21 protein-coding genes and 3 tRNA genes are annotated in these 23,395 nt (G+C 51.0%); 12 read left to right on the top strand and 12 right to left on the bottom strand.

Annotation, left to right across the window (positions count from 1 at the left end; translation table 11 throughout):
* Window positions 1–3: 3 nt before the first annotated feature.
* Together hrpA and P2G88_RS04880 are read left to right on the top strand one after the other, a co-directional pair.
* The gene (hrpA, locus tag P2G88_RS04885) at window positions 4–3,858 is read left to right on the top strand and encodes an ATP-dependent RNA helicase HrpA (protein WP_275794794.1); all 3,855 of its coding nucleotides are present in this window, start codon (window positions 4–6) and stop codon (window positions 3,856–3,858) included.
* Between the two features lie 71 nt (window positions 3,859–3,929).
* A complete protein-coding gene (locus P2G88_RS04880) occupies window positions 3,930–4,229 on the top strand; it encodes a PilZ domain-containing protein (protein ID WP_275794595.1) in 300 nt (99 codons plus the stop codon).
* On the opposite strand, the gene P2G88_RS04875 is transcribed toward P2G88_RS04880, so the two are convergent.
* Entirely contained in the window at window positions 4,226–5,413 is a 1,188-nt protein-coding gene (locus P2G88_RS04875) for a class I SAM-dependent methyltransferase (protein ID WP_275794594.1), read from the bottom strand. The genes P2G88_RS04880 and P2G88_RS04875 overlap by 4 nt on opposite strands.
* A 122-nt stretch (window positions 5,414–5,535) precedes the next feature.
* On the opposite strand from P2G88_RS04875, the gene P2G88_RS04870 reads away from it, so the two are divergent.
* Together P2G88_RS04870 and P2G88_RS04865 are read left to right on the top strand one after the other, a co-directional pair.
* On the top strand, window positions 5,536–5,808 hold the full coding sequence (locus P2G88_RS04870; protein ID WP_275794593.1) for an acylphosphatase: 273 nt from the start codon (window positions 5,536–5,538) through the stop codon (window positions 5,806–5,808).
* Complete coding sequence (locus P2G88_RS04865; RefSeq protein WP_275794592.1) at window positions 5,808–6,770, top strand: NAD(P)H-quinone oxidoreductase; 963 nt, start codon at window positions 5,808–5,810, stop codon at window positions 6,768–6,770. Before P2G88_RS04870 ends, P2G88_RS04865 begins: the two co-directional genes overlap by 1 nt.
* A gap of 6 nt (window positions 6,771–6,776) precedes the next feature.
* On the opposite strand, the gene rnhA is transcribed toward P2G88_RS04865, so the two are convergent.
* On the bottom strand, window positions 6,777–7,247 hold the full coding sequence (gene rnhA / locus P2G88_RS04860) for a ribonuclease HI (protein ID WP_275794590.1): 471 nt from the start codon (window positions 7,245–7,247) through the stop codon (window positions 6,777–6,779).
* 125 nt (window positions 7,248–7,372) lie between these two features.
* On the opposite strand from rnhA, the gene dnaQ reads away from it, so the two are divergent.
* From dnaQ to P2G88_RS04835, 5 genes are all read left to right on the top strand, one after another.
* Window positions 7,373–8,077, top strand: coding sequence for a DNA polymerase III subunit epsilon (gene dnaQ / locus P2G88_RS04855; RefSeq protein ID WP_275794589.1), 705 nt, complete (start codon window positions 7,373–7,375; stop codon window positions 8,075–8,077).
* A 10-nt stretch (window positions 8,078–8,087) separates the two neighbouring features.
* Complete coding sequence (locus P2G88_RS04850; protein WP_275794588.1) at window positions 8,088–9,533, top strand: TIGR03503 family protein; 1,446 nt, start codon at window positions 8,088–8,090, stop codon at window positions 9,531–9,533.
* Between the two features lie 173 nt (window positions 9,534–9,706).
* Window positions 9,707–9,783 (top strand) — tRNA-Asp (locus tag P2G88_RS04845).
* Window positions 9,784–9,812: 29 nt separating this feature from the next.
* Window positions 9,813–9,889, top strand: a tRNA-Asp gene (locus P2G88_RS04840).
* Window positions 9,890–9,946: 57 nt separating this feature from the next.
* Window positions 9,947–10,023, top strand: a tRNA-Asp gene (locus P2G88_RS04835).
* Window positions 10,024–10,110: 87 nt separating this feature from the next.
* Here the strand turns inward: P2G88_RS04835 and P2G88_RS04830 are convergent.
* From P2G88_RS04830 to purM, 5 genes are all read right to left on the bottom strand, one after another.
* Window positions 10,111–11,028 (bottom strand): M14 family metallocarboxypeptidase, encoded by a 918-nt coding sequence (locus P2G88_RS04830; protein WP_275794587.1) that lies wholly within the window; start codon window positions 11,026–11,028, stop codon window positions 10,111–10,113.
* 95 nt (window positions 11,029–11,123) lie between these two features.
* The gene (gene fadE / locus P2G88_RS04825) at window positions 11,124–13,592 is read right to left on the bottom strand and encodes an acyl-CoA dehydrogenase FadE (protein ID WP_275794586.1); all 2,469 of its coding nucleotides are present in this window, start codon (window positions 13,590–13,592) and stop codon (window positions 11,124–11,126) included.
* A gap of 212 nt (window positions 13,593–13,804) precedes the next feature.
* Window positions 13,805–14,602, bottom strand: coding sequence for a DUF3108 domain-containing protein (locus P2G88_RS04820; RefSeq protein WP_275794585.1), 798 nt, complete (start codon window positions 14,600–14,602; stop codon window positions 13,805–13,807).
* A complete protein-coding gene (gene purN / locus P2G88_RS04815; protein WP_275794584.1) occupies window positions 14,565–15,203 on the bottom strand; it encodes a phosphoribosylglycinamide formyltransferase in 639 nt (212 codons plus the stop codon). Before purN ends, P2G88_RS04820 begins: the two co-directional genes overlap by 38 nt.
* A gap of 3 nt (window positions 15,204–15,206) precedes the next feature.
* Window positions 15,207–16,244, bottom strand: coding sequence for a phosphoribosylformylglycinamidine cyclo-ligase (purM, locus tag P2G88_RS04810; protein ID WP_275794583.1), 1,038 nt, complete (start codon window positions 16,242–16,244; stop codon window positions 15,207–15,209).
* Window positions 16,245–16,430: 186 nt separating this feature from the next.
* On the opposite strand from purM, the gene P2G88_RS04805 reads away from it, so the two are divergent.
* Window positions 16,431–17,495: a DUF2066 domain-containing protein gene (locus tag P2G88_RS04805; RefSeq protein ID WP_275794582.1), complete on the top strand. Its 1,065-nt coding sequence runs from the start codon at window positions 16,431–16,433 to the stop codon at window positions 17,493–17,495.
* Complete coding sequence (gene hda, locus P2G88_RS04800) at window positions 17,495–18,190, top strand: DnaA regulatory inactivator Hda (RefSeq protein ID WP_275794581.1); 696 nt, start codon at window positions 17,495–17,497, stop codon at window positions 18,188–18,190. The genes P2G88_RS04805 and hda overlap by 1 nt, the downstream gene beginning before the upstream one ends.
* On the opposite strand, the gene P2G88_RS04795 is transcribed toward hda, so the two are convergent.
* The 4 genes from P2G88_RS04795 to arsC are packed head-to-tail and all read right to left on the bottom strand — an operon-like array spanning window position 18,187 to window position 21,407.
* On the bottom strand, window positions 18,187–20,070 hold the full coding sequence (locus P2G88_RS04795; RefSeq protein ID WP_275794580.1) for a hypothetical protein: 1,884 nt from the start codon (window positions 20,068–20,070) through the stop codon (window positions 18,187–18,189). The two genes, hda and P2G88_RS04795, sit on opposite strands and share 4 nt — an antisense overlap.
* 4 nt (window positions 20,071–20,074) lie before the next feature.
* A complete protein-coding gene (locus P2G88_RS04790) occupies window positions 20,075–20,464 on the bottom strand; it encodes a DUF2069 domain-containing protein (protein ID WP_275794579.1) in 390 nt (129 codons plus the stop codon).
* A 2-nt stretch (window positions 20,465–20,466) separates the two neighbouring features.
* Window positions 20,467–21,060, bottom strand: a complete 594-nt coding sequence (wrbA, locus tag P2G88_RS04785; protein ID WP_275794578.1) for an NAD(P)H:quinone oxidoreductase — start codon at window positions 21,058–21,060, stop codon at window positions 20,467–20,469.
* The gene (gene arsC / locus P2G88_RS04780) at window positions 21,060–21,407 is read right to left on the bottom strand and encodes an arsenate reductase (glutaredoxin) (RefSeq protein ID WP_275794577.1); all 348 of its coding nucleotides are present in this window, start codon (window positions 21,405–21,407) and stop codon (window positions 21,060–21,062) included. Before arsC ends, wrbA begins: the two co-directional genes overlap by 1 nt.
* Before the next feature lie 66 nt (window positions 21,408–21,473).
* Here arsC and P2G88_RS04775 point away from each other — a divergent pair, with 66 nt between their 5' ends.
* A complete protein-coding gene (locus P2G88_RS04775) occupies window positions 21,474–21,950 on the top strand; it encodes a TlpA disulfide reductase family protein (RefSeq protein ID WP_275794575.1) in 477 nt (158 codons plus the stop codon).
* Here the strand turns inward: P2G88_RS04775 and P2G88_RS04770 are convergent.
* Window positions 21,936–23,381: a M48 family metalloprotease gene (locus P2G88_RS04770; protein ID WP_275794574.1), complete on the bottom strand. Its 1,446-nt coding sequence runs from the start codon at window positions 23,379–23,381 to the stop codon at window positions 21,936–21,938. The two genes, P2G88_RS04775 and P2G88_RS04770, sit on opposite strands and share 15 nt — an antisense overlap.
* Between the last annotated feature and the right edge of the window lie 14 nt (window positions 23,382–23,395).

Raw genomic sequence — 23,395 nt, 5'->3', positions numbered from 1 at the left:
CCTATTCGTTTGCATAAAGATTCTCTCAAGGCACAGATATCACGCTGCATGAGCGCAGAGCGTCATCGCTTTTGGCGCCACTTACGTCAACTGCAAGGCAAAGACGATGCCCAGGCCATCTCCAAGCTCGAGGCCCAAATAGCGCAGTCGGTTGCACGTTATGAAGCCAGATTAGCGGCCAAACCAAAGTTTGAGTATCCGCCTTTACCGGTTAGCGAACACAAAGACGAGATTGCCAAGGCTATTGCCGATAATCAGGTAGTGATTATTGCCGGGGAGACCGGATCGGGGAAGACCACGCAGTTGCCCAAAATCTGCCTGGAACTGGGACGCGGAGTCGCCGGGCTGATTGGGCATAGTCAACCCAGGCGACTGGCGGCCAGAAGTGTTGCCAACCGGATTGCAGAGGAGCTGAACACCGAACTTGGCCAGGCTGTGGGCTATAAGGTGCGCTTTACTGATCAGGTCAGCGACAGCACCTATGTGAAGTTAATGACTGACGGTATTCTGCTTGCCGAGATACAGCAGGACAGATTTCTTAATCAATATGACACCCTGATCATTGATGAGGCTCACGAGCGCAGCCTCAATATCGATTTTATCTTGGGCTACCTTAAACAACTCTTGCCCAAACGTCCGGATCTGAAGCTTATCATTACCAGCGCCACCATCGATCCTGAGCGCTTCTCTAAACATTTCGAAAATGCGCCCATTATCCAGGTGAGTGGACGAACCTATCCGGTGGAGATCCGCTATCGCCCTGTGCAGGAAGATAACGACAGCGACAGAGATCAGTTGCAAGCCATTATTGATGCAGTGGATGAGCTCGGTCGGGAAAGTCAGGGCGATATTTTGGTGTTTTTGGCCGGTGAGCGGGAAATTCGCGATACCGCAGAAGGGCTTAAGCGTCAGCAATGGAAAGCAACTGAAGTGCTGCCACTTTATGCCAGATTATCGGCAGCAGAGCAGAACCGGATCTTCGCACCTCATGCCGGCCGGCGCATTGTACTTGCCACCAACGTGGCAGAGACCTCATTGACGGTGCCTGGCATCAAGTATGTGATCGACCCCGGTTTTGCCAGGCTGTCGCGCTATAGCTATCGCAGTAAAGTACAGAGACTTCCTATCGAGGCAGTCTCGCAAGCCTCTGCCAATCAGCGGGCCGGACGCTGTGGCCGGGTATCCGAGGGGATTTGTATTCGCTTGTATAGCGAAGAGGATTATCTGGGCCGTCCGGAATTTACCGATCCCGAGATCCTGCGCACCAATCTGGCATCGGTCATTTTGCAGATGCTGTCCCTGGGGTTAGGCGATATGGAAGCTTTTCCCTTTGTGGAAGCGCCGGATTCGCGCCATATCAACGACGGTTTCACCCTGCTGCAGGAGCTCGGTGCTACCGCTGCAGGTAAAGGACGTCAGCGCGCCGTATTGACGCCCATTGGTCGGCAGATAGCAAGATTACCGGTCGATCCACGCTACGCGCGAATGATGGTGGAAGCAGCCAGGCTCAATTGTTTGAGCGAGCTGATAGTGATTGGGGCGGCACTCAGTATTCAGGACCCCAGAGAAAGGCCACATGATAAACGTCAGGCCGCCGATGAAGCCCATAGCCAGTTTCAGGAAAAAGAGTCAGATTTCCTCTCCTTTTTGCGCCTGTGGCAACTTTTTCGTGAACAACAGAAGCAGCTAACGGCCAATCAGCTGAAAAAATGGTGTAAGACCCATTATCTGAATTATCTGCGCATGCGCGAATGGCAGGACATTGTCAGTCAGCTTAAGCAAGCCATTGTGGATTTGGGCTTTAGGGTGAACAGTGAACCTTCTGATTATGATGCTATTCACCAAGCCATCGCCAGCGGCTTGCTCTCACATATCGGCTTTAAAGATAAGGAGCGCGAATACCTGGGCGCGCGTAACAGTCGATTTTTGATATTCCCGGCGTCGGGATTGGCTAAGCATCCGCCCAAATGGGTGATGGCGGCAGAGTTGGTGGAAACTTCGCGTCTTTTTGCCAGAAGTGTGGCTAAGATTGATCCCGCCTGGTTGGAAGCCTTGGCTGGGCATTTAATCAAGCGTCATTATTCAGAGCCCCATTGGTCGAAAAAGCAAGGCGCGGTGCTCGCCAACGAACGGGTGAGCTTGTTTGGATTGGATATTGTGACCAGCCGAAAGGTGCAATATGGTCGCATCGATGGCAAAACCAGCCGTGAAATCTTTATCCGCGAAGCGCTGGTGCATCTGGATACCAAGCTGAATTTCGATTTTCTGACCCACAATGCGCTTCTGATGGATGCCGTGGAAACCCTCGAAGCAAAATGTCGGCGCCGGGACATTCTGGTCGATGAAGAAGATCTGGTGGCCTTTTACGAGCATCGGCTGCCCCATGACATTTGTTCAGAAGCAAGCTTTCGTAAGTGGTGGCAAAAGCAAAAAGACCCAAGCCTGCTGCAGTTTAGTGAACAAGACCTGATGCGCCAGGATGCCAGTCATATCAGTGAACTGGATTACCCGGAAAAATGGCGGCAAGGCAACCTGACATTGGCGTTAAGTTATCACTTTGAACCCAAGGATGAGGATGACGGGGTGAGCCTGTTAGTGCCTCTGCCGATTTTAAATCAATTGCAAGCCAATGGTTTTGATTGGTTAGTGCCAGGGCTTCGTGAAGAGTTGATTGTGCATTTGATCAAATCCTTGCCCAAAAGATTACGCAAGAATTTTGTCCCGGCACCAGATTACGCCAAGGCTTGTGCATCTTCATTGTCGCAGGATGAGAGTCCCTTTTTAGAGTCACTGAGCGCCAAGTTAAAGAAAATGACCGGTGTTGAGATCACCGCCGATGAATGGGCTTTGGCCGAGCTTCCTGCCCACTTAAAGATGAATTTCAAAGTCCTGGATGAAAAGGGCAAGATGGTCGCCCAAGGTCGAGATTTACACCTGCTGCAACAAAAACTGCAGGGTAAGGTGAAACAAACCCTGTCGCAGGCAGCAAGCCCTGAGCTGGAGCAATCTGGCCTGGACGACTGGAGCTTTGGTGCCCTTGAGCGTGAATACATCAATAAGCAGGGCAGCTATGAGGTAAAAGCCTATCCGGCGCTGGTGGATGATAAGGGCAAGGTGGCTATCCGTCTGTTTGACCAGCCGCACTTAGCCGATGATGCCCACGGCAAAGGGCTTCGGCGCATGCTGTTATTGAATCTGCCCTCACCGATTAAGTACCTGCAGGATAAATTACCCAACAAGGCCAAGCTGGGGTTGTATTTTAATCCTTTTGGCCAGGTGCAAGCCCTTATCGATGACTGTATTGCTGCCGCGGTGGATGCCCTGGTCGGCGAAGCGGCATTAATTAGAGATCCTCAGGCTTTTAATTCGTTAAGGGATAAAGTGCGTGCCGAGCTTAACGAGCAGGTGTTGTCTATTGCGCTTAAGGTGGAAAAGGGCCTGACTCTGGCCCACGAAATCCATAAAAAGACCAAAGGTAACGTGCCGCTGAACATGATTAACGCAGTGGGGGATATTAAAGCCAATCTGGCGCAGCTGGTGTACCCCGGATTTGTCAGCGACATCGGCGTGAAACGCCTGGATGATTGGAATCGTTATCTGCAAGCCATTGCCAAGCGCCTGGAAAAACTGCCTATCGATCCAAACCGCGATCGGCAACACCAACTGGTTTTGCAAAAGGTGGAAGCCGCCTGGCAGGCAAAGTTGAATAAATTGCCAAAGGGTCAGCCTGTGCCTGTGGCTCTGGCAGAGGTCAAATGGATGTTGCAAGAACTGCGCGTATCCCTTTTTGCTCAGCAATTGGGTACAGCATACCCAATATCGGAAAAGCGTATCCAAAACCATTTGGAACAGTGCTAGAGTTTTGTTTGACATCGGCAATGGGCCGCAATATAACAGATGGCAACCAAGCCAGAAGCAAGGGGAAGCAAATGCTCGGCTATGATGACAAGCGTGATTTTTTTAGGATGATGGTCAATGCGGCCTGCGAACTGCGCCTGACAGACGATGAGTCAAGTCGCAGTCTGTCGGCGATTTGCAGAGATCTGAGTGCCACTGGCATGTCCTTTGAGGTGGAAGAGTCCATAGAGCCCGGTACTTTGGTGCAGGCATCGCTGGAATCTACCAACAGCCAGATCCCGTCTCTCAATGCCAAAGCGCGGGTGGTTCGCTGCACGCCCGGCACCGACAACAGTTACCTGGTCGGTGTCGAGATCATTGAGATGAGTTAAAGCACCCTGCAAACCAAGCCTTTCAGGTAATAACCTTCAGGGTAGCTGCTGGCCACCGGGTGGTCGGGGGCCTGGCTTAATCTTTCCAGAAATTGCACGTCGCGGCCTGCGTCCAGCGCCGCATCTGCTACCACTTTATGGAAAAGTTCGGTCGGCATCAGTCCTGAGCAGGAAAAGGTGCAGAGGATACCGCCGGGCGACAGGATCTGCATCGCATACAGGTTAATATCTTTATAGCCACGACAGGCGCGGGTCAAATTAGCCTTACTTTCCACAAACTTCGGCGGGTCGAGGATAATCTGATCGAACTGTTGCCCATCCTGATGGTACTTGCGAAGGGCATCAAATACATCGGCATTGATAAAGTCACTGCGACTTTCGTCCAGTTGGTTGATCTGAAGATTACGCCTGGCCAGGGTAAGGGCGCTGTCTGACACGTCCAGATTGGTCACATGGCGGGCACCGCCTGCCAGGGCGTAGCTGCCAAAAGTGCCGGTGTAACTAAAACAATTTAACACCCGTCTGTCTTTGGCATAGCGCGCGGCAACCGCACGGTTATCGCGCTGATCCAGATAAAAACCTGTTTTATGGCCCTGCGCCGGATTAACCAGGATCTTTACGCCGTTTTCTTCAATAATCACTTCTTCCGGCAACTTGCCTTTGTGCATTTGCACCAGTAGCTCCAACCCTTCTTTTTGCCTGACGGCCACATCGGAGCGCTCATAAATGGCACATTCGGGGAACAGCTTATCCAAGGCCCAAAGGATCTTGTCGCGATGCTTTTCTGCCCCGGCGCTTAATAGCTGGCAGACCAGCAAGTCGGCGTACTTGTCGATAGTGACTCCTGGTAGTCCGTCAGATTCCGCAGCAACCACGCGACAGCCTGTGAGTCCCTGGCGGGCAATCAGTTCCTGACGGCCTTCCCAAGCGCTTTGAATACGGCGCAGGAAGAAGGCGTTGTCGATCACTTCGTCTTCTTTGAAAGTCCATACCCGGGCCTGGATCTGTGAGTGTGGCGACCAGGCGCCCCGGGCCAACCATTTACCCTCATGATTGAGAATATCCACCGTATCGCCTAATCGAGCCCGACCTTTTTGCGATTTGATGGCGCTGGCAAAAATCCAGGGATGACGACGCAACAGGGATTTATCGCGCTCGGGATGCAATATCAAAGTGGATGGCATAGCATGATCCAGGTAATCCAAAAAAACGGCGGGCATTTTACCCTAATTGCGAAAGGATATGAGTCCCCGGTTGGTTTAATAACATAAGAAAACGTGTTACTGAGGCCACAAAGGAGGTCGCCATGGCGAAGCAGTGCATCAAAGTAAGAGTAAAAGGCAAGGTGCAAGGGGTGTTTTTTCGCAAAAGTACCCAGCAACAAGCCCAAGCTCTGGGCATTAGTGGTTATGCCAAGAATCTGTCTGATGGTTCGGTGGAAGTACTGGCTTGCGGTGCCAGGGATCGACTCGACAGTTTGCTGCAGTTTCTTAAAGAAGGACCGCCTAATGCTGAAGTAACACAACTGGCCGTTGAGGAATTGTTCCAGGAAGAGCCGCTTGGCTTTGTGGTGAAGTAATGCGTTTTATTGACTATCAGTCAGGGACACTTCGAATTGAACAGATGCCCGCACCTGAAGCAGGTGTGGAGGAAGTGATTGTTGCCGTTGAGGCGTTCGGCATTAATCGCGCCGATCTGTTGCAACGGGAAGGCAAGTATCCTCCACCTAAGGGAGAGAGCCCTGTGTTGGGCTTGGAAGTCGCCGGTACTGTGGCCGAATTGGGGGCTGGCGTGACGGGGTGGAAACCAGGAGACAAAGTCTGTGCCTTGGTTCCCGGAGGCGGCTATGCCGAGTTGGTCAGGGTCAAAGCCGCTCAACTGATGCCCATTCCTGATGGCATGTCCATGCAGAGTGCGGCCGGGCTGCCGGAGATTTTTTTGACCGCCTATGGAGCATTGATTCGAAATGGACAGCTGGTGGCCGGTCAAAAAGTGCTGATTCATGCCGGCGCCAGTGGCGTGGGCAGCGCCGCTATTCAGCTTTGCAAGGTATTGGGTGCGAAGGTGGCTGTGACTGCCTCAAGTCAGGAAAAACTGGCATTTTGCCAGTCCCTGGGAGCTGACCTGCTGGTCAACTACCGCACTGAGGATGTGGTTGAAAAAATCCTTGGTCAATGGCCAGGTGTTGATCTCATTGTCGATATTGTTGGTGGTAAACAAACCAACAGTAATCTGAAACTCCTAAATTTGGACGGTCGTATTGTGCAGCTGGCGATGCTGGCCGGACGCTTAGTGCAAGAGTTTGATATGGGCAGACTGTTGCAGAAACGGGCGACGCTGATGGGGTCAACCCTCAGAAATCGCAGTGATGAGTATAAAGCGCACTTGGTTGCCGATTTGCTTGCGCAGCATGGGCCGGATTTTGCCCAGCAAAGATTACAAGTCCCTCTTGACTCCACTTATAAGGTGAGCGATTTGGAACAAGCGCACCAACGTATGGTGCGGAATCAAAATCTGGGCAAGATGGTGGGATATTGGTAGTAATTTTTAGGGCTGGACAGGAACGAAGCCCTTATCCTCGATGAGGTTGTCTCCCTGTGCAGCCACACGCGCCAATTCATCACAGCGCTCATTTTGTGGGTGACCAGCGTGACCTTTTACCCATAACCACTCGATTTTGTGCGATTGCACCAGCTGATCCAGTTGCTGCCACAGATCGGCATTTTTCACCGGTTTTCTATCGGCGGTGCGCCAGCCATTTTTTCGCCAGTTGTGGATCCACTGACTGATCCCCTGGCGCAGGTATTGACTGTCGGTAGACAAACGGATGTCACAGTTTTCCCTGAGCGCTTGCAAGGCTGCAATTGCCGCCATCATTTCCATACGGTTATTGGTGGTCAAACGGTAACCCTGACTCAGCTCTTTTAGGTGTTTGCCATACTGCATGACCACGCCGTAGCCGCCAGGACCAGGATTTCCCAGACAGGAGCCATCGGTATAAATATCAATTTTCTTCATGCATTAGCGTCCAATGGCTGCCTGTGTGATGTTGCTGAGTGAGACTCATCCATAAAGGGCGAGACAGAAATGATGTGGGCAGTATAATGATCACAAAGACGATGTACAGCATTCGAGCCTAAAGCATGAGACAGATAGTACTGGATACCGAAACCACCGGTATCGATCCCAGGCAGGGACATAAAATTATCGAAATCGGTTGTGTTGAACTGATCAATCGCCGCCTCACCGGTAGCCATTTTCATGTGTACCTTAATCCTGAACGTGAAATCGAGCAGGAAGCGATAGAAGTTCACGGCATTACCAATGAGATGCTGACCGACAAGCCGTTGTTTAAAGATGTCGCCCAGGACTTTATCGAGTTTATCCAAGGCGCGCAGTTGGTCATCCACAATGCGCCCTTTGACGTGGGCTTTATGAACCATGAATTCGCCCTCATAGGTCTGCCTGTTAAGCACACCGAAAGTCTTTGTACGGTGCTCGATACCCTGCAATTAGCCAAAGATTTACATCCAGGACAAAAAAATAACTTGGATGCCCTGTGCCGGCGCTATGGCATCGACAACAGCCATCGCACATTGCACGGCGCCTTGCTCGATGCCGAGATCCTCGCCGATGTCTATTTGCAGATGACCGGTGGGCAGACGGCGCTGAATTTGTCCGGTCAGCAAAACGCCGGACAGGAATCTCGACAACAAAGCATTATTCGTCTCAATAACAATCGTCCGGCACTAAAGATTATCCGTGCCAGCGCCGATGAAATGGAACAGCATGAGCGTCGTCTCGATATTGTCGAAGGAAAGGGAGGTCCCTGCCTTTGGCGTCAATAATGGGAAAATGATGAACAGATTTGCCCTCGTTGCCTTTTGCTTATTGATAAGCGCCAATCTTGCCGCCCAAGAGGGCACAGCAGCGCCCGCTAAGGAGAAGGCAGAGCAGCCATCGCCCATCAGCATGCTTGATCAAGGCTATTTGAACAGTATTCAGCTGCTGAAAAATCGTTTTCGTATTGATCATGAAATCGATGAGGTGTCACTGATTTTTTTTCGTGAATATGGCAGCAGTCCTATTGTTTTAGTCAGGCCCGATGGCTCCAAGATTTTCCAGGGACGGGACTATGGCGATAAAGTGGATTGGTATGACGATGCCACCTTTGATCTGATTAAACTGAAAAAACCTATGCCCGGGCCCTGGCAGGCTATTGGGCCGATATTGCCGAACAGCCGGGTAATGGTGATGAGCGATATCGAGTTGCATGTGGATCCCTTGCCGGATTTACTACTTGCAGGCGAGATCCTTAAGCTTAATGCGCACCTGACCAATGGCGGTAAGCCCATCGAAAACAATATGTTCAGAGATGTGGTGCAACTGACGGTGGAATTTGTCAGTACCAATAATCATGATTACACCAATTTTGGTGCAGACTCGCAGATGGTGGCGCAGTTTGAGGATAATGGCATGGGCATGGATGAATACCCTATGGACGGCGTATTCAGTGGCCAGTTCAATCTCGCTATCGCCGATGGGCAATGGAAACCGATTTATCGCTTGATCACTCCCATGTACACCAGAGAGGTGGTAGGCGAGCCGTTGGTACTGCATAAGACACCCATTAATTGGTCAGTGGTACTGGATGATGGCGAACAGGGCCGTCATCAACTGATTATCGATGCCGACCGTGACTTGGTGGACATTACAACCTTGCTTATTGATGGAAAGTTGCGCTATCCCAATGGCGATGTCATGAGTTTCTCCATTACCGAAGTCAATGATAAACCTCGTATTTATGAGGTCATTAACTACGAGTACGGTGTATTTCGCGCCAAAATCACGGCCTATGGCAGCACCGTCAATGGTCGGGAATTCATTTTGGATGTCCCCGAGTTTAGTTTTCTGTCTGAGGAACCAGGCTTAAGAGGACTGACAGAGGAAACTTCTGCGGCGGGGCAGGAGGGCGAGGCTGCTCTTAATGATGCCGAAGCCGATTCCGCGATGATGGATAATGCCCAAGCCATTGATGAAGCCATGCCTGAGGATCAGGGTATGGCTGAGTTTGCTCAGGCTCCTCCAGAAGAGAAAGTGGACGTAGTACAAATCGTGCTGTTAGCGAATGCCTTAGTACTGTGCGTGGGGGGCGGTCTGATATGGTGGTTTATGCTGCGTAAGCGCAAGCCGGTGAAAAAAGCCAAAGGTGAAACCACGCTTAAGAAACCCACAACAGGGGTATTGAGTAAGATTGTTCGCTTGCTTCCAAGCAAAAAGAAGAAGGAAAAAGAGGCTGCGTAGCGCCTTTTTTCATCATCTTGCGCAATAAAAGTGCAAACGATCTATTGAGGGGGATAAATAGCCCCGATCCCGCCAAAAAGAGGTTGACTCACTATGGGTGAACCCGTATCATCTGCGCCGCAGTTGAGCACAGGGGTATCCCGGTGTTAACTGGTTGATTTATATGGAAAACTGGAGCGGTAGTTCAGTTGGTTAGAATACCGGCCTGTCACGCCGGGGGTCGCGGGTTCGAGTCCCGTCCGCTCCGCCACTTCCATTGAATCGACAATATCCCATGCTGGAGCGGTAGTTCAGTTGGTTAGAATACCGGCCTGTCACGCCGGGGGTCGCGGGTTCGAGTCCCGTCCGCTCCGCCACCTGGGATAATCTCAACACCTTTATAAGGTGTCTGCGAAAGCAGAAAATCTACCGTTGGAGCGGTAGTTCAGTTGGTTAGAATACCGGCCTGTCACGCCGGGGGTCGCGGGTTCGAGTCCCGTCCGCTCCGCCATCTCTATTCAGTTATCTTTTCGTCCCAGAACAAACTTTTTCTGCACGACCTTGTCGTTTCGCGACACATCAATGCTGTTTTAATTGCCTACCTACGCTGCTGGACAACGTATTCTATGGCACCTTCAATCGCAGCGACTTGGGCTTTAATGCAATTTTCAGGATCGGTTTTGGGGCTGTCCGGATAGACCTCAGTGGTCGTACGCCATCTTGCCTGAGTTAATCCCATGCACAATCCCAACGGCACCGCATCGTAGTCAATAACGCCCGGTTGCGTGACAGGAACGCCAATGATCTTCCCCCCGGCATCTGCAGGGGCGATATGGGTGACGGTGCTGACATTTTTAATAATAGCGGTCTGAAAATCTGGCTCTGGATGCTGACTGTCGGCTACCAGGTAAAATCCATCAGGAATATCCCATACGGCTTGCTCAATGCCATCTCTTGCTGAGAGCGCCGGTCGAAATTCACTGTTATCGGTGTCAGTGGTTTCATGCAGGTCGATATGCATTGCGAAAGAAACGCCCAGTGATTCTATATAATTCATTAATAGCGCAGACTCCCGACAAGGACTGGCTTTATAGAATGAGCGATTGGGATCCAGGGCGCTTGGATTCCAGCGATTGATGGTTTCATAGGCCCAGGGACTGACGCAGGGGGTAACCACAATATTAACTTGCCTAAAATAGTCACTCGCCTTGGATGTCATAAAAGATAGGGCACCATGTACGCCGCTGGTTTCGTACCCGTGGACACCACCTGTCACCAATATGGTAGGCAAATTGGGATCCCAATCGCTGGATTTAATGGCAAACAGCGGGTAATGCTCCTGTGCGTAATCCAACTCACCATACTGCTCTACCTCATAGGAATGCCGCAGGTGGACAATCTGCGAAAGGACGTCTTCGTGGTAACTGCGCTTCTGGGACTGCATTGCGAGCCACTGCTGCTTTTCTTTTTCCTGCCATGGCTGACCAGGAACACCGATAGGGTAGTGTTGTTGCATATGAGTATGGGCGAAATGCTATTTGCTAATAGCGTCGCAGCAAGTGTGCGGTAAGTCTAGAAAAAAGCCCTGCAGGTGCAGGGCTTTAGGTAGGATTAAGCGGCTTTATCGGCCTTGCTCGATTTTTTTGGTTTCTCGAGCAGGCTTTTATCCGCCATCAACTCAGCAGAATCAAAGTCATCCACGTTGATTGTTCTCAAACGACCTTGCTCGGCGCGACGCATTAACTCGGCTTCTTGCTCAGATAACACGCCCAGTTCCAGTCCTTTGGCAGCAACCCTATCCAGTTGCATAAAGGGCAGACGCTCTTTGGCCGCTTTGCACACTTTGTCGTACAGAGGCTCTGCGGCCAATATATCGTCCAGCGCCTGCTCTAGCATGCCCAGAGGATTGTTCTCTTCGCGAGAGAGGTACTGGCCTTTACCCAAACGATCGCGGCTGTCACAAGGGGTTTGCAGAATATTGGCAATTTGGTGATCCAGCTTGTCGCCCGGACGGCCAAAGCTCTTTCCAAACGGCATGACAATGGCTCGCAACACCCAACCAAGTGCCTTTGAAGGGAAGTTGTCCAACAATTCGTCGATGGCCACTTGCGCACTGTAAAGGCTGTCCTGCATGGCCCAATGCACCAAAGGCAGGTCGGCCTTTTGGCGTCCTTCATCGTCGTAACGCTTGAGCACTGCTGTTGCCAGGTACAGATAGCTGAGGATATCGCCTAAACGCGCTGACAGGCGCTCACGGCGCTTCAGCTCACCACCAAGCAAGCCCATAGACACATCGGTTAAAAACGCCAGGTTAGAACTCAAACGCTCCATCACTTGGTAGTAGTGCTTGGTTTCGTCCTTAAATGGCGCGCCAGCAAAGCGGGCACCGGTTAAGGAGAACCACAGGCTGCGGAACAGATTGCTGATGGTAAAGCCGATATGACCAAACAAGGCGCTATCGAACTCATCCAGTCCTTTTTGTGCATCGCTGTTTTTGGCCGCATACAGTTCTTTAAGAACATAAGGGTGACAGCGCATGGCGCCCTGACCAAATATCATCATGTTGCGGGTCAGGATATTGGCACCCTCCACAGTGATGGCGATGGGTGCACCCTGATAACCGCGACCGATGTAGTTGTTAGGGCCAAGGATAATGCCTTTACCGCCATGCACATCCATGGAGTCATTGACCACCTGACGCATTTTTTCGGTCAGATGATATTTACAAATGGCGGAGATGACGGAGGGTTTTTCACCCATATCCAGGGCTTTGGTAGTCATGCTGGTCACCGCATCCATCAGATAGGCACTGCCGCCAATGCGGCCCAACATTTCCTCAATCCCTTCCATTTTACCCACTGGCAGTTTGAACTGACGGCGAATACGGGCATAGGCCCCGGTTGCCAGAGCCACAGACTTAGTGCCGCCGGCTGAGTTAGAGGGCAGGGTGATGCAGCGTCCTACTGACAGACACTCCATCAGCATACGCCAGCCTTGGCCGGCCATCTTGGGGCCACCGATAATGAAATCCAACGGAACGAAGATGTTTTCGCCGCGGATAGGGCCGTTCATAAACGGAATATTCAGCGGGAAGTGGCGACGGCCGATATCCAAGCCTTCTACTGTTGATGGGATCAGCGCGCAGGTGATCCCCAGCTCTTTTTCCTTACCCAGCAGACCCTCGGGGTCCTGCAGTTTAAAGGCCAAACCAACTACAGTAGCCACAGGTGCCAGAGTAATATAGCGCTTGTTGAAGGTTAACTTCATACCCAGCACTTCTTTGCCTTCCCAGGTGCCTTTGCAAACGATCCCGACATCGGGGATCGCGCCGGCATCAGAGCCTGCTTCCGGGCTGGTCAAGGCGAAGCAGGGGACTTCTTCACCCTTGGCAAGGCGCGGCAGATAATGATCTTTCTGCTCTTGCGTACCATAGTGCTGCAGCAATTCACCGGGGCCCAATGAATTAGGTACACCGACAGTGGACGCCAGCACGATACCTGAGCCAGACAGCTTTTGCAGCACGCGTGATTGCGCATACGCAGAGAAGTCCAGACCACCGTATTCTTTTTTGATAATCATGGCGAAGAACTTATTGTCCTTCAGGAATTGCCACAGTTCAGGGGAGAGATCCGCGCGCTTGTGGTTAATATCCCACTCATCGGCCATACGGCATGCTTCCTCAACGGGGCCATCGAGGAAAGCTTGTTCTTCAGGTGTCAAACGGGCCTGAGGAATGCTGTGCAGCTTCTCCCAGTTTGGATTGCCACTGAATATTTCGCCGTCCCACCACACGGTGCCGGCATCAATGGCTTCTTGCTCGGTACGTGACATTTCCGGCATGATTTTTTTGTATAGCTTGAAAAGCGGAGCTGTCAGGTATTGTTTGCGAACGGCGCTGAGGTTGATTGGCAGTGCAATCACAAGAAACAGCAGCCAGCCAAGATAGCCAATTTCACCCGCGACGGTACCGGCTGCCATGACAGCAGCAACCAGTAGGGTCGCGACGTTAAGTTTTAACCGCCAGTAGCTGGCAACGCCTAAGGCGCCCAGTACCAACAGAATCCAAATAGCACTTTGCATGATGACTCCAGTTGTAAGAGGTCTGACCAGATTACGAAAAAATAGGCTGTTCGGATCAAAAAATCAAGAGGGCATGCTCATATTTGGGGCGAGCTTGCACTGTCCGGACAGATTTACAGCAAACTGCGTGTTCCACGTACAGTATAGGTGAGTGAGGGCAAGACGATTTGCACTAAAATGGCGCATTGAGACCGGTGTCGGAGGGAAAATCCTTACGGGCTTTGACTGGGCTCAGGTTGCGCAGATGGAGCTAACAACTGGTATCGCTGTAACTGAATGTCTCCTTGTTCACTACCGTCTTTAAGTTGCAACAGTCTCACCATCAGGTAGTCAAGACTCGGTGCCAGCCAAATGTAGGTTTCACGGGAACTGTTTTCTCGCACTTTTTCCAGTTTCAGAGTGTCCAGTTTTCCATACGGGAGTGACAGGGTTTCTTTGCCAAGCACCCGAAAACTTTGTTCTCTTAATTCGCCTCTGTCATTGATGATGCGAAAACTGAACTCAGTTTCCCCCGATGCCAGGCCATCTCTGACTAAGAGTTGATAAAGCTGGTTATCGATTTCACCTTGCCAGGGCAGCGAATTGTCATTTTCGACCAAGATCTTCTGCGACTGGTTATCGAAAAGTAGATTCAAGGTTTTGTCTTTGCCTGTGCCAGTGCGCTGAAAGCTGTATTTGTAGGGGATGATGCGATCATCATTCACCGAAAACAGGCTCTCTTCCTTTCGGTGATCAGAGAGAAATAAAAACGAGGCATCTGACTGATAAGTCAATTTGTAACGGCAACGACCCAAATGGGAAAGTTGTTGTTTGGCCTCGCCCAGCGTCATTCCTGAGCGATAGGCCACATATTCTGCCTGGTAGGGTGACAGTTCCAAAGCCAGTATAGATGCGCTAAAGAGGAGCATCCAACTCCCCAACAGCACTTTCGCTCCAAGCCTGGTCAAGCCAAACATTTTTAAAATCATCAACTCAGTCAGCGGCGTGCCCTTGTTGAGGGACTCGCTCATTGTCCAGATATACGCCATCTTCTCGTAGTTCCAATCTATCCTGACAAAACCACTTTACGACCAGCGGATACAAGCTGAGTTCCTGATGGCGCACTCGTTGGGTCAAATCTTCTTCGTTATCATCCTCAAAAACCGGCACTTTGGACTGAATGATAATCGGTCCTCCATCCAGCTCGGCGGTAACATAATGTACCGTGGCGCCGTGCTCTGTTTCACCGGCCTCAATGGCCCGCTTATGAGTATGCAGACCACGAAACTTGGGCAACAAAGAGGGGTGGATATTGAGCATGCGCCCCTGGTAGTGGGCAACAAAATCCTCGGTAAGGATGCGCATAAACCCGGCGAGTACCACCAAGTCCGGCTGATATTCATCAATCTTGGCCATTAAGGCCTGATCATAGCTTTCTCGATCGGCGAACTGCTTGTGATTCAGCACCAAGGCCGGGACTTCTGCAGCGCGGGCGCGCTCAAGACCATAAGCATCGGCACTGTTGGATATCACAGCGCTAACCTTACCGTTGATCTGTCCACTTGCCACGGCATCCAAAATGGCTTGCAAATTGGAGCCGTTGCCAGAGATTAACACCACAATAGATTTCATGGATTAGCGCATCTCTACTTGCGTATCGCCGCCACGAGCTTCCACTTGTCCAATCACCCAGGCTTGTTCACCCTCGGCATTGAGCAAGTCCACTGCTTTTTGCGCCAGTTCCTGTGGTACCGCGATGATCAGGCCCACGCCACAGTTAAAGGTACGGAACATTTCATGGGTGCTGACATTGCCCTGTTGTTGCAACCAATCGAAAATGGCAGGCCACTGCCAGCTGTTTCTATTGATTACGGCCTTGGCATCATCGGGCAATACCCGGGGAATATTTTCCCAGAAGCCGCCACCGGTGATATGGGAGATAGCATTGACCTGGAGTTGTTCAATCAGCTTTAAGACAGACTTAACGTAGATTTTGGTGGGGGTCAGCAGATGATCGATAATAGGTTTGCCGTGCAGATCGGCCTGCGGGTCGGCTTTACTGACCTCCAGAATTTTACGCACCAGTGAATAGCCATTGGAATGGGGGCCAGATGAGGCAACGGCCAACAAGGCGTCGCCAGCTTTCACTTTACTGCCGTCGATAACATCATCAGCTTCAACTACGCCCACACAGAATCCGGCAATATCGTAATCTTCGCCATGATACATCCCGGGCATTTCGGCGGTCTCACCACCGATCAGTGCACAGCCTGCTTGCTCACATCCTTCGCCGATGCCGGTAATAACGGCAGCGGCAGTGTCAACATCCAGTTTGCCGGTGGCGTAGTAGTCGAGGAAAAACAGGGGTTCAGCTCCCTGTACAATCAAATCGTTGACGCACATGGCAACCAAATCGATACCGACGCCATCGTGACGTTTGTGATCCATCGCCAGTCTCAGTTTGGTACCAACACCGTCGGTGCCAGAAACCAACAGTGGCTTACGATACTTTTGTGGAATGGCACATAATGCACCAAAGCCGCCTAAGCCACCCCTGACTTCCGGACGTTGGGTTTTTTTGGTAACAGACTTAATACGTTCAACCAGTTGGTTACCTGCATCGATATCAACACCGGCGTCTTTGTAACTCAGGGAAGTTTTTGATTCGCTCACTGTGGGCCTCAAGGTTGCTATGGCGGGAAAATTGGTGCGGATTTTAACAGTAAATCTGTCTTGGGTGAATGACGCAGGTGCAATATAAGCAGCTTGCTGCAAGATTATTCGGATACCAAAGAAATGATGAAATTTCTCTAGTTTTCAATAACAATAGCGGCTTCGATTGCGGATCATGGACCTGTTATGAAGAGATGTTGGCGTTTCGCTTGGTTGTTGTGCTGCTTGATTGGCAGTGCCCAGGCGGCGGTAGTGCAGGATCTTTATGAGGCCAGTATTGCTATCGACAGCCAGCGAAATAGCGCCCAGCAGCAGGCCCAGCGTGAGGCCATGCGACAAGTACTGGTCAAAGTCAGAGGCAACCGCGATGTGCTGCAAAGCCCAGCCGTTACAGGAAAGCTAAGTCAGGCCGAGGACTTCTTGCGTCAATATCGCTTTGAAACTATCGACGGGCAATTGCATTTTCATGCCATATTTGACCAGCAAAAAGTGGATGAGCTGTTACGTTCAGCGGGTTTCCCCATTTGGGGCAGTCGAAGACCCTCCACCTTGCTGTGGTTTGCCACTGAAAACCCTGAAGATCAGCAAAGAAGCCTGCTTTATGAGCAGCGTCCTAACGACTACAGTCTGCTCATTCAAAAAGCAGCAAAACAACGGGGGATCCGCATCAATTACCCGCTTTTGGAGCTGGATACCTTTAATAATGTTGGCATTTATGATGTCTGGGGCCGGTTTGTGGACGTGTTACAGCAGGCCAGCGAGAAATACCAAGTTGAAGCCATTATCGTGGCGCGTTTATATCAAATGATGCCCGAAAAAGAAGAGATCCAGCCACAGTGGCAGTTGGATTGGAACTTTGCGCTCGGTCAGGACAGGGAAATGGGAAGCTTGAACGGCGACTCCCGCGAGCAACTGTTAACGCAAATGGTAGAGCTACAGGCCGATTTGCTGGCCAGTCGATTTGTTATTGGTGGGCAAGGCGCCGCCGACGTTCAAGTCGTCTTCTTGCAATTCAATAACCTGGAAGACATCAAAACCTATGTTGAGGTAGACCGCTTGCTCACCAGTTTGTCTGTAGTCTCTTCAGTGACACTAAAAACTTTACAAGGAACGCAGGGTATTTTTGAAGTACGCTTGATGGGCAGTGAACAGGATCTGCTCAATGCCATTTCTTTGGAGAGGCATATTCAACGCTATCTCGATCCCTTTGGTCAGCCGGTGTCAGAGCTGCAATTTATTTGGGCGCCCTGATGAATCGGCAATTGTTTCTGCCTGTGCAAATGCCTGACGATGAAACCTTTGAAAGTTTTATCGCCGGTGAAAATCTGCAATTGATTAAACATTTGCAGCATTGGCTTAGCACACCAGAGCCGTTTTTGACTTATGTCAGCGGTGAGTCAGGCAGCGGCAAGAGCCATCTGCATTATGCGCTTTGTACAGAATGTGGCGTGAGGCAGCTTTCTTTTGCCTACATCAGTTTTAAAGACTTGGGAGAATTGCATCCCGATGTGCTCAATGATTTAGAGCAGCTTGATCTGATATGCCTCGATGATATTCACCTGCTGGCTGCCAAAGCCGACTGGCAGCGCGCCGTATTTGACCTGATTAATCGGGTCAAGGAAAGTGGCCATGCCAAGCTGTTGGTCAGCGCCTTGCAAGGTCCTGCCCAGTTACCGGTTGAACTGGCCGATCTGCGCTCGAGGCTGAGCTGGGGGCTGAGCTTTCACCTCAAGTCTTTAAGTGATGAGTTACGAACCGAAGCTCTGATTGTCAGGGCCCATCGTCGCGGCATGTTAATGTCGCTGGATGTAGCGCGCTTTTTACTTAATCACTGTCATCGGGACATGCCGACTCTGCTGAAAGTGTTGGATAAGCTCGACAATTCCAGTCTTGAAGCGCAGCGACGCTTGACCATCCCCTTCGTCAAAAAAGCCCTGGGGCTCTAATTATCGGCGCTTAAGCCTGGTGGATGCCACAGGTTTGGTCCGTTCATGGGTTGGGTTATTTTATTTTCTCCCACCTCTCTTGAACGTTGAGGCGCATCCTCTAGGACAAGATTATCCCACCAACTCTCATTGCGTCGCATCAATTGAGGACCTGGAAGCTGCAGTTGAATGGTCGTGGCATCTAGCTCAGGAAAAATGCTTTCCACCACTGCCTTTACTCTCGGACGAATAGCATCGCTGTTGTGGCGATTACGTTGTCCCCAACTGACCAGTGCCTGCGGGTTATTAAGGCTTGCCAGAATTCCTACATCAGCCTCTGCGCCTAGTCTGAGGGCCATCATGAAATGCTGAAAAGCCAGTGCAAAGTCCTCTCTTTCAGAGGTGTAGCTGTAGTAATCGGTAGCCACATCAGGGACGAAAAACTGCTCGATATCCATGGGCAGATAGGCTTTTTGGGTGGCAGTCGCCGCTTGCCCGGAAAAGCTGACCTGGGCCAGGCTGCGCATGGCCTCTGACTGCAATGCATATTGTTGACTGACGTGGCGCGAGGAGGGGGCGTTGGCATTACTGAAAGACAATGGGTTGTCACTCTCGCGAAGCCCCGCCCAGCGATGCCAGGCAAAATAATCGTTGGCATGGGCTAACTCGTGATACAGCAACCAGGTTAATTGCGCTTCCATATCCCTAAAGGCACGAGTTTGCCGAAGTGCGGCCGGGTAACTGACCAAAAAACTCTGCTGGTTCTTTACATACCGCCAGGGCATGGTAAAGGCCAAGTCCTTACCAAAATCCGTGCGGTAATCCGGCTGATCATTGAGCACATCACGTTGTGTTGGCGTTAGCCACAGATTAGCCGCGTCAAGGTAGATTGCACCTGTGGCCGTCCAATAAAAAGAGGGCCTGGTATCATAGGTGATGACAATAGCGGTGGTGGCTGCCAATAATTTAAGGATATCGGGCGCCGTTTCACTTTGCTCTAAAAAGCGTTTGAAGTTATCCCCCATCCAACGATGAGAAACCAGCAGCCTGTCCAAAACATCATCTATGCTGGGGTTGGGCTGTTTTGTACCAAGAAGGGGTAGGCGGGCGAAGCTGCAAGCGCTGGCCAGACGGTTGTTGTAAACACAGTCTTTTAAGGCGGCTGCATAAGGGCTGTCTGCACGATAAGGATGTACTTCTGAGGTGACGATACGACTGGCGTATTTAGGGAAAAAGCCCTCGCTGTTAATGTCGAGGTTCTTAACCAGTACATAGGCATTGTCGCTGACCTGCGAGCCATCATCTAAGGTGAGAGTGGCTTGCCACTGCATCAGGGTGTCGGCAGTGACCCTTGGCGCATCATAAAACAGCAAATGCTGAGGCCCACCATCTTGATTGTGGCTGGTTGTCACTGCGGGGCCGGAAACACGCTGCCAGGTAATAGCGGTGACCTGTTGGGGACCCGTGTAGTCGGCTCGTAAGGAAACTTTTGCGCCCTCGGCAACCACATGATCTAAGCGAAGATTGGCACTTGGCGTACTGGCCTGTTGTGCACTGAAGGAATATTGCGCATTTAGCTGCTGCCCACTTTGGCTTTGCAACTGTACTTCGAATACATAATTTCCGGCTTCTGGTATTTCAAAAGCGAGCACCTGACTTTGAGACGTCTGCATATCCACGGAGGGCCCGGCGTTTTGACGCCATGAAATGGATGCAAGTTCACCCTCAGAGAGTGCAATCAAGGCCACTGACTGGCCTTGTGTGACATCGGTTGGGCCCTGAATGCTAAGGCTGGGGGGAGGCGGTGGCTGCGAATCCCCGTCGCCACTACCGCTGTTACCGCCGCCACAGGCGGTGAGAATAAAAGGCAGCGCTATGGCAAACAGCCCGATTTTTTTCATGCTCTTATGACTCGCTTTCTTTGAGTTTCTTTAACCCCAGCCCCAACTCCCGGCCCCGCAACCTGGCATAAAAGGTACAGCCGATAAAGGCCAGTGAGGACAATAAAATTTCCAGTGCTGCATACCAGCGCTCACCTTCAACCGCATAAATACTGGTCAGGCCATGCATCAGATACAGCATCAGCACAAAATTGGCCCAGGCGTGAGTGTACGGCTTACCGGTAACAATCCCCCGCAGCGGCAATAAAAGAGGGAGTACGTAAATCAAGGCAATAAAAGTGACCGAGTAACCGATGCCCTCACTCAATAAAAAGTGCCACAGCGGCACCCAAATCACGAGGCCCAAATAAGAAAAAAGGGCCAGAAATCGCAAAAATTTAGTCAGTGGTGCCATGCTCATTGTTTCTCCAAATTTTTTGCGATGTTTGCCAGCCTTCTACCTAAAGCGAGGCAAATACGTTGTTCATCATGTTCAAGCGCCGGGTTATCTTGCAATCCGGCAACGTGGGAAGCACCATAGGGACCGCCTCCACTATGCGTACTGTTGACCTCTGGAACGCTGTAAGGGACGCCCAGAATCAGCATGCCATGGTGCAGTAATGGCAGCATCATGCTCAATAGTGTCGACTCCTGTCCGCCGTGCAGACTGCCTGTCGAGGTAAATACGCAAGCAGGTTTGCCGGTCAGGGCGCCTTGTAGCCATAAGTTACTGGTGCTGTCCCAAAAATATTTCATGGCACTGCACATATTGCCAAAGCGGGTTGGACTGCCAAAGGCGAGGGCGCAGCAGTGGCGTAAATCCTCCTCGCTGACATAAGGGTCGCCATCATTGGGCACGGCAGGTTGCGCTTGACCGATGTGATCGCTCACCGGCGCAACGGTGCGAAGTCTCGCTTCTAACCCTGACTCCTCGATGCCCTGAGCGATCTTATAAGCCAGGTTGCGGGTGCTGCCGCCGCGGCTGTAATAAAGAACCAATACATAGGCCATCAGAGGATTTCCAGCACCTGTTCAGGTGGACGCCCAATGCGTGCTCTCTTGCCATTGATCACCACTGGACGCTCTAACAGAACAGGGTGCAGAACAAGGGCTTCCAGCAACTGCTCTTCACCGGCATCGGCAAGGGATAACTCCTTATATAAATCTTCTTTGGTGCGCATCATTTCCCTGAATGAGGCCAAGCCAAGGTTATCCCTAAGAGCCTCTAACTGCGCCTTGTTCAGTGGCGACTTTAAGTATTCCACGACTTGCGGGCTGATGCCTTTTTCTTCGATTAGTGCCAGTGTTTGGCGGCTTTTAGAGCATCTGGGGTTATGCAGAATTTGAATTTGTGACATGCTTTTCACCAATTAAACGTCCGTAGTGACGGCATTTTAGCGATTGGACCGGATGGAGGACAGACTTTGCGGCAAAATCTCATCGCCTTGACCATAGGTTTATTGGCACTAGGCGCCGGCCTGGTCAGTTATGATTGGCATAAAGCAGACTTTTCCACCCTCGGGGGAGAGCAATACCACTGGTCAGAACTGCAAGATCACTACGTGGTCATCAATTACTTTGCCGAATGGTGTGCTCCCTGTTTACGAGAGTTGCCCGAACTCAATGCTTTTGCAAAGGGTATTGGTGACAAACCGGTGAAGTTATTTGGGGTGAGTTTTGATCCTCTTAACAAAGAAGCGCTGCAGGATTTGGCGACACGCTACAATATTGAATTTGAACTGGTGCTTCCAGAGCCGCTACCCAATCTTCCTAATCCAATGCCCAAGGGGTTACCTGCCACTTTTATTATCGGGCCTGATGGCAAAGTGGCTAGGCAACTCTTAGGGGAGCAAACCAGTGACGGTTTGTGGCAAATCCTGACCCAGTTACAAGCTCTTTAAGCGATTTTCTTCTTCGCGTAGTTGCTCAATGCGGGCTCTGATACGCTGCTTTTCCAGAGTGCTTTGGGCAGTGTAATTATATGCCGTTTGAAGTTCATCGATGGCTCGGGGATAAGCCGCTACCAGGGCATATAATTCGGCTTTGGTTTGGTGCATCTCCATCATTTTTCGACTCTCACCGTAAGCATCGGTAAGAAGCTGATAGGTCAGCAGGTGTTCTGGATTGACCAGCAAATAGTCTTTAAGCAGACGGACAGCTTCATCATGTTGTTTGTTTTTGATCAAAGCATTGGCCAGGTTTAGCACCAGCACGCGATTTCTTGGCTGACGCTCTGACTGAGCCTGAAGCGCCTCGATAGCTTGTTGATATTGTTTTTTCTCGATCGCGATATCGGTGAAGGTATCCAGGTAGAACAGATTTTCAGGTGCCTCTTGCCTGAGTTCAGAGATCAGCATTTCGGCTTCATCCAATTTTTCGGTCGCCAGCAACGACAGGGCGAGTCCGTACTTGGCTGCTTGCACGGTTACCGGATGCCTGGCTTCTTTAAGCCAGTCACGGAAACGTTGGATGTTAAGTTCCTGATTTTCACCATAGCGTGCCTGTAGCCTGGCTTTTACCAACTGAAAAGACAAACTAGGGCCAAGATTGACATCAGGATAGTCGCTTTGGCGTGCTCTGACATCGGCAACTCGGCTCTCAGGTAAAGGGTGAGTCATTAAAAAAGCGGGTGGTTTGGATTGATGACGGTACTTGGCCGCCAATTTTCCAAAAAAGTTGGCCGAGGCGGCAGGATCATAGCCGGCTCTGTAGAGAATATCGATGCCAACCCGATCCGCTTCTTTTTCATTACTTCTGGTGTAATTGATGGCCGCCTGCTGTGCTGCGGCAGAGCCTGCACTGATAGCGGCTATACCTGCCTCCGGGTTAGACATGGCCAGCAATATTCCACCCAAAGCCGACACTAACTGCAGGGGAGATGCTTTCTGCTGGGCTTCAATGCTACGCGCTATATGCCTTTGCGTAACGTGTGCAATTTCGTGGCCAATCACCGAGGCTAACTCGCTCTCGGTGTCGGCCTCAATAATCAACCCTGTATGCACGGCAACATGCCCTCCAAAGAAGGCGAAGGCGTTAATTTCTTTATTGGCTATCAGGAAAAACTTAAATGGAAACTTAGCGTTGTCGGCCTGAGCAACCAAGCGATTGCCCAAATCCTGGATATATTCTTCTAAAAGCGGATCGCCTACCAACGGGGCACGGGAGCGCAATTGACGCATCAGGGCCTGGCCGATTTGCAGTTCCTTGTCGATGCTGATGGCATTGGAGGCAACCACACCGATTTCCGGCAAGGTGTTCTTATCATTTGACACTTTAACTTGTGCAACAGAAGGAAGGCTTAGCAGACAACAGATCAACAAGGGGCGATACATAGATTCACTTATTC

Source organism: Aliiglaciecola sp. CAU 1673 (assembly GCF_029223185.1).
Classification (GTDB): Bacteria; Pseudomonadota; Gammaproteobacteria; order Enterobacterales; family Alteromonadaceae; genus Bowmanella.
This window is presented reverse-complemented; position numbering and strand designations above follow the sequence as displayed.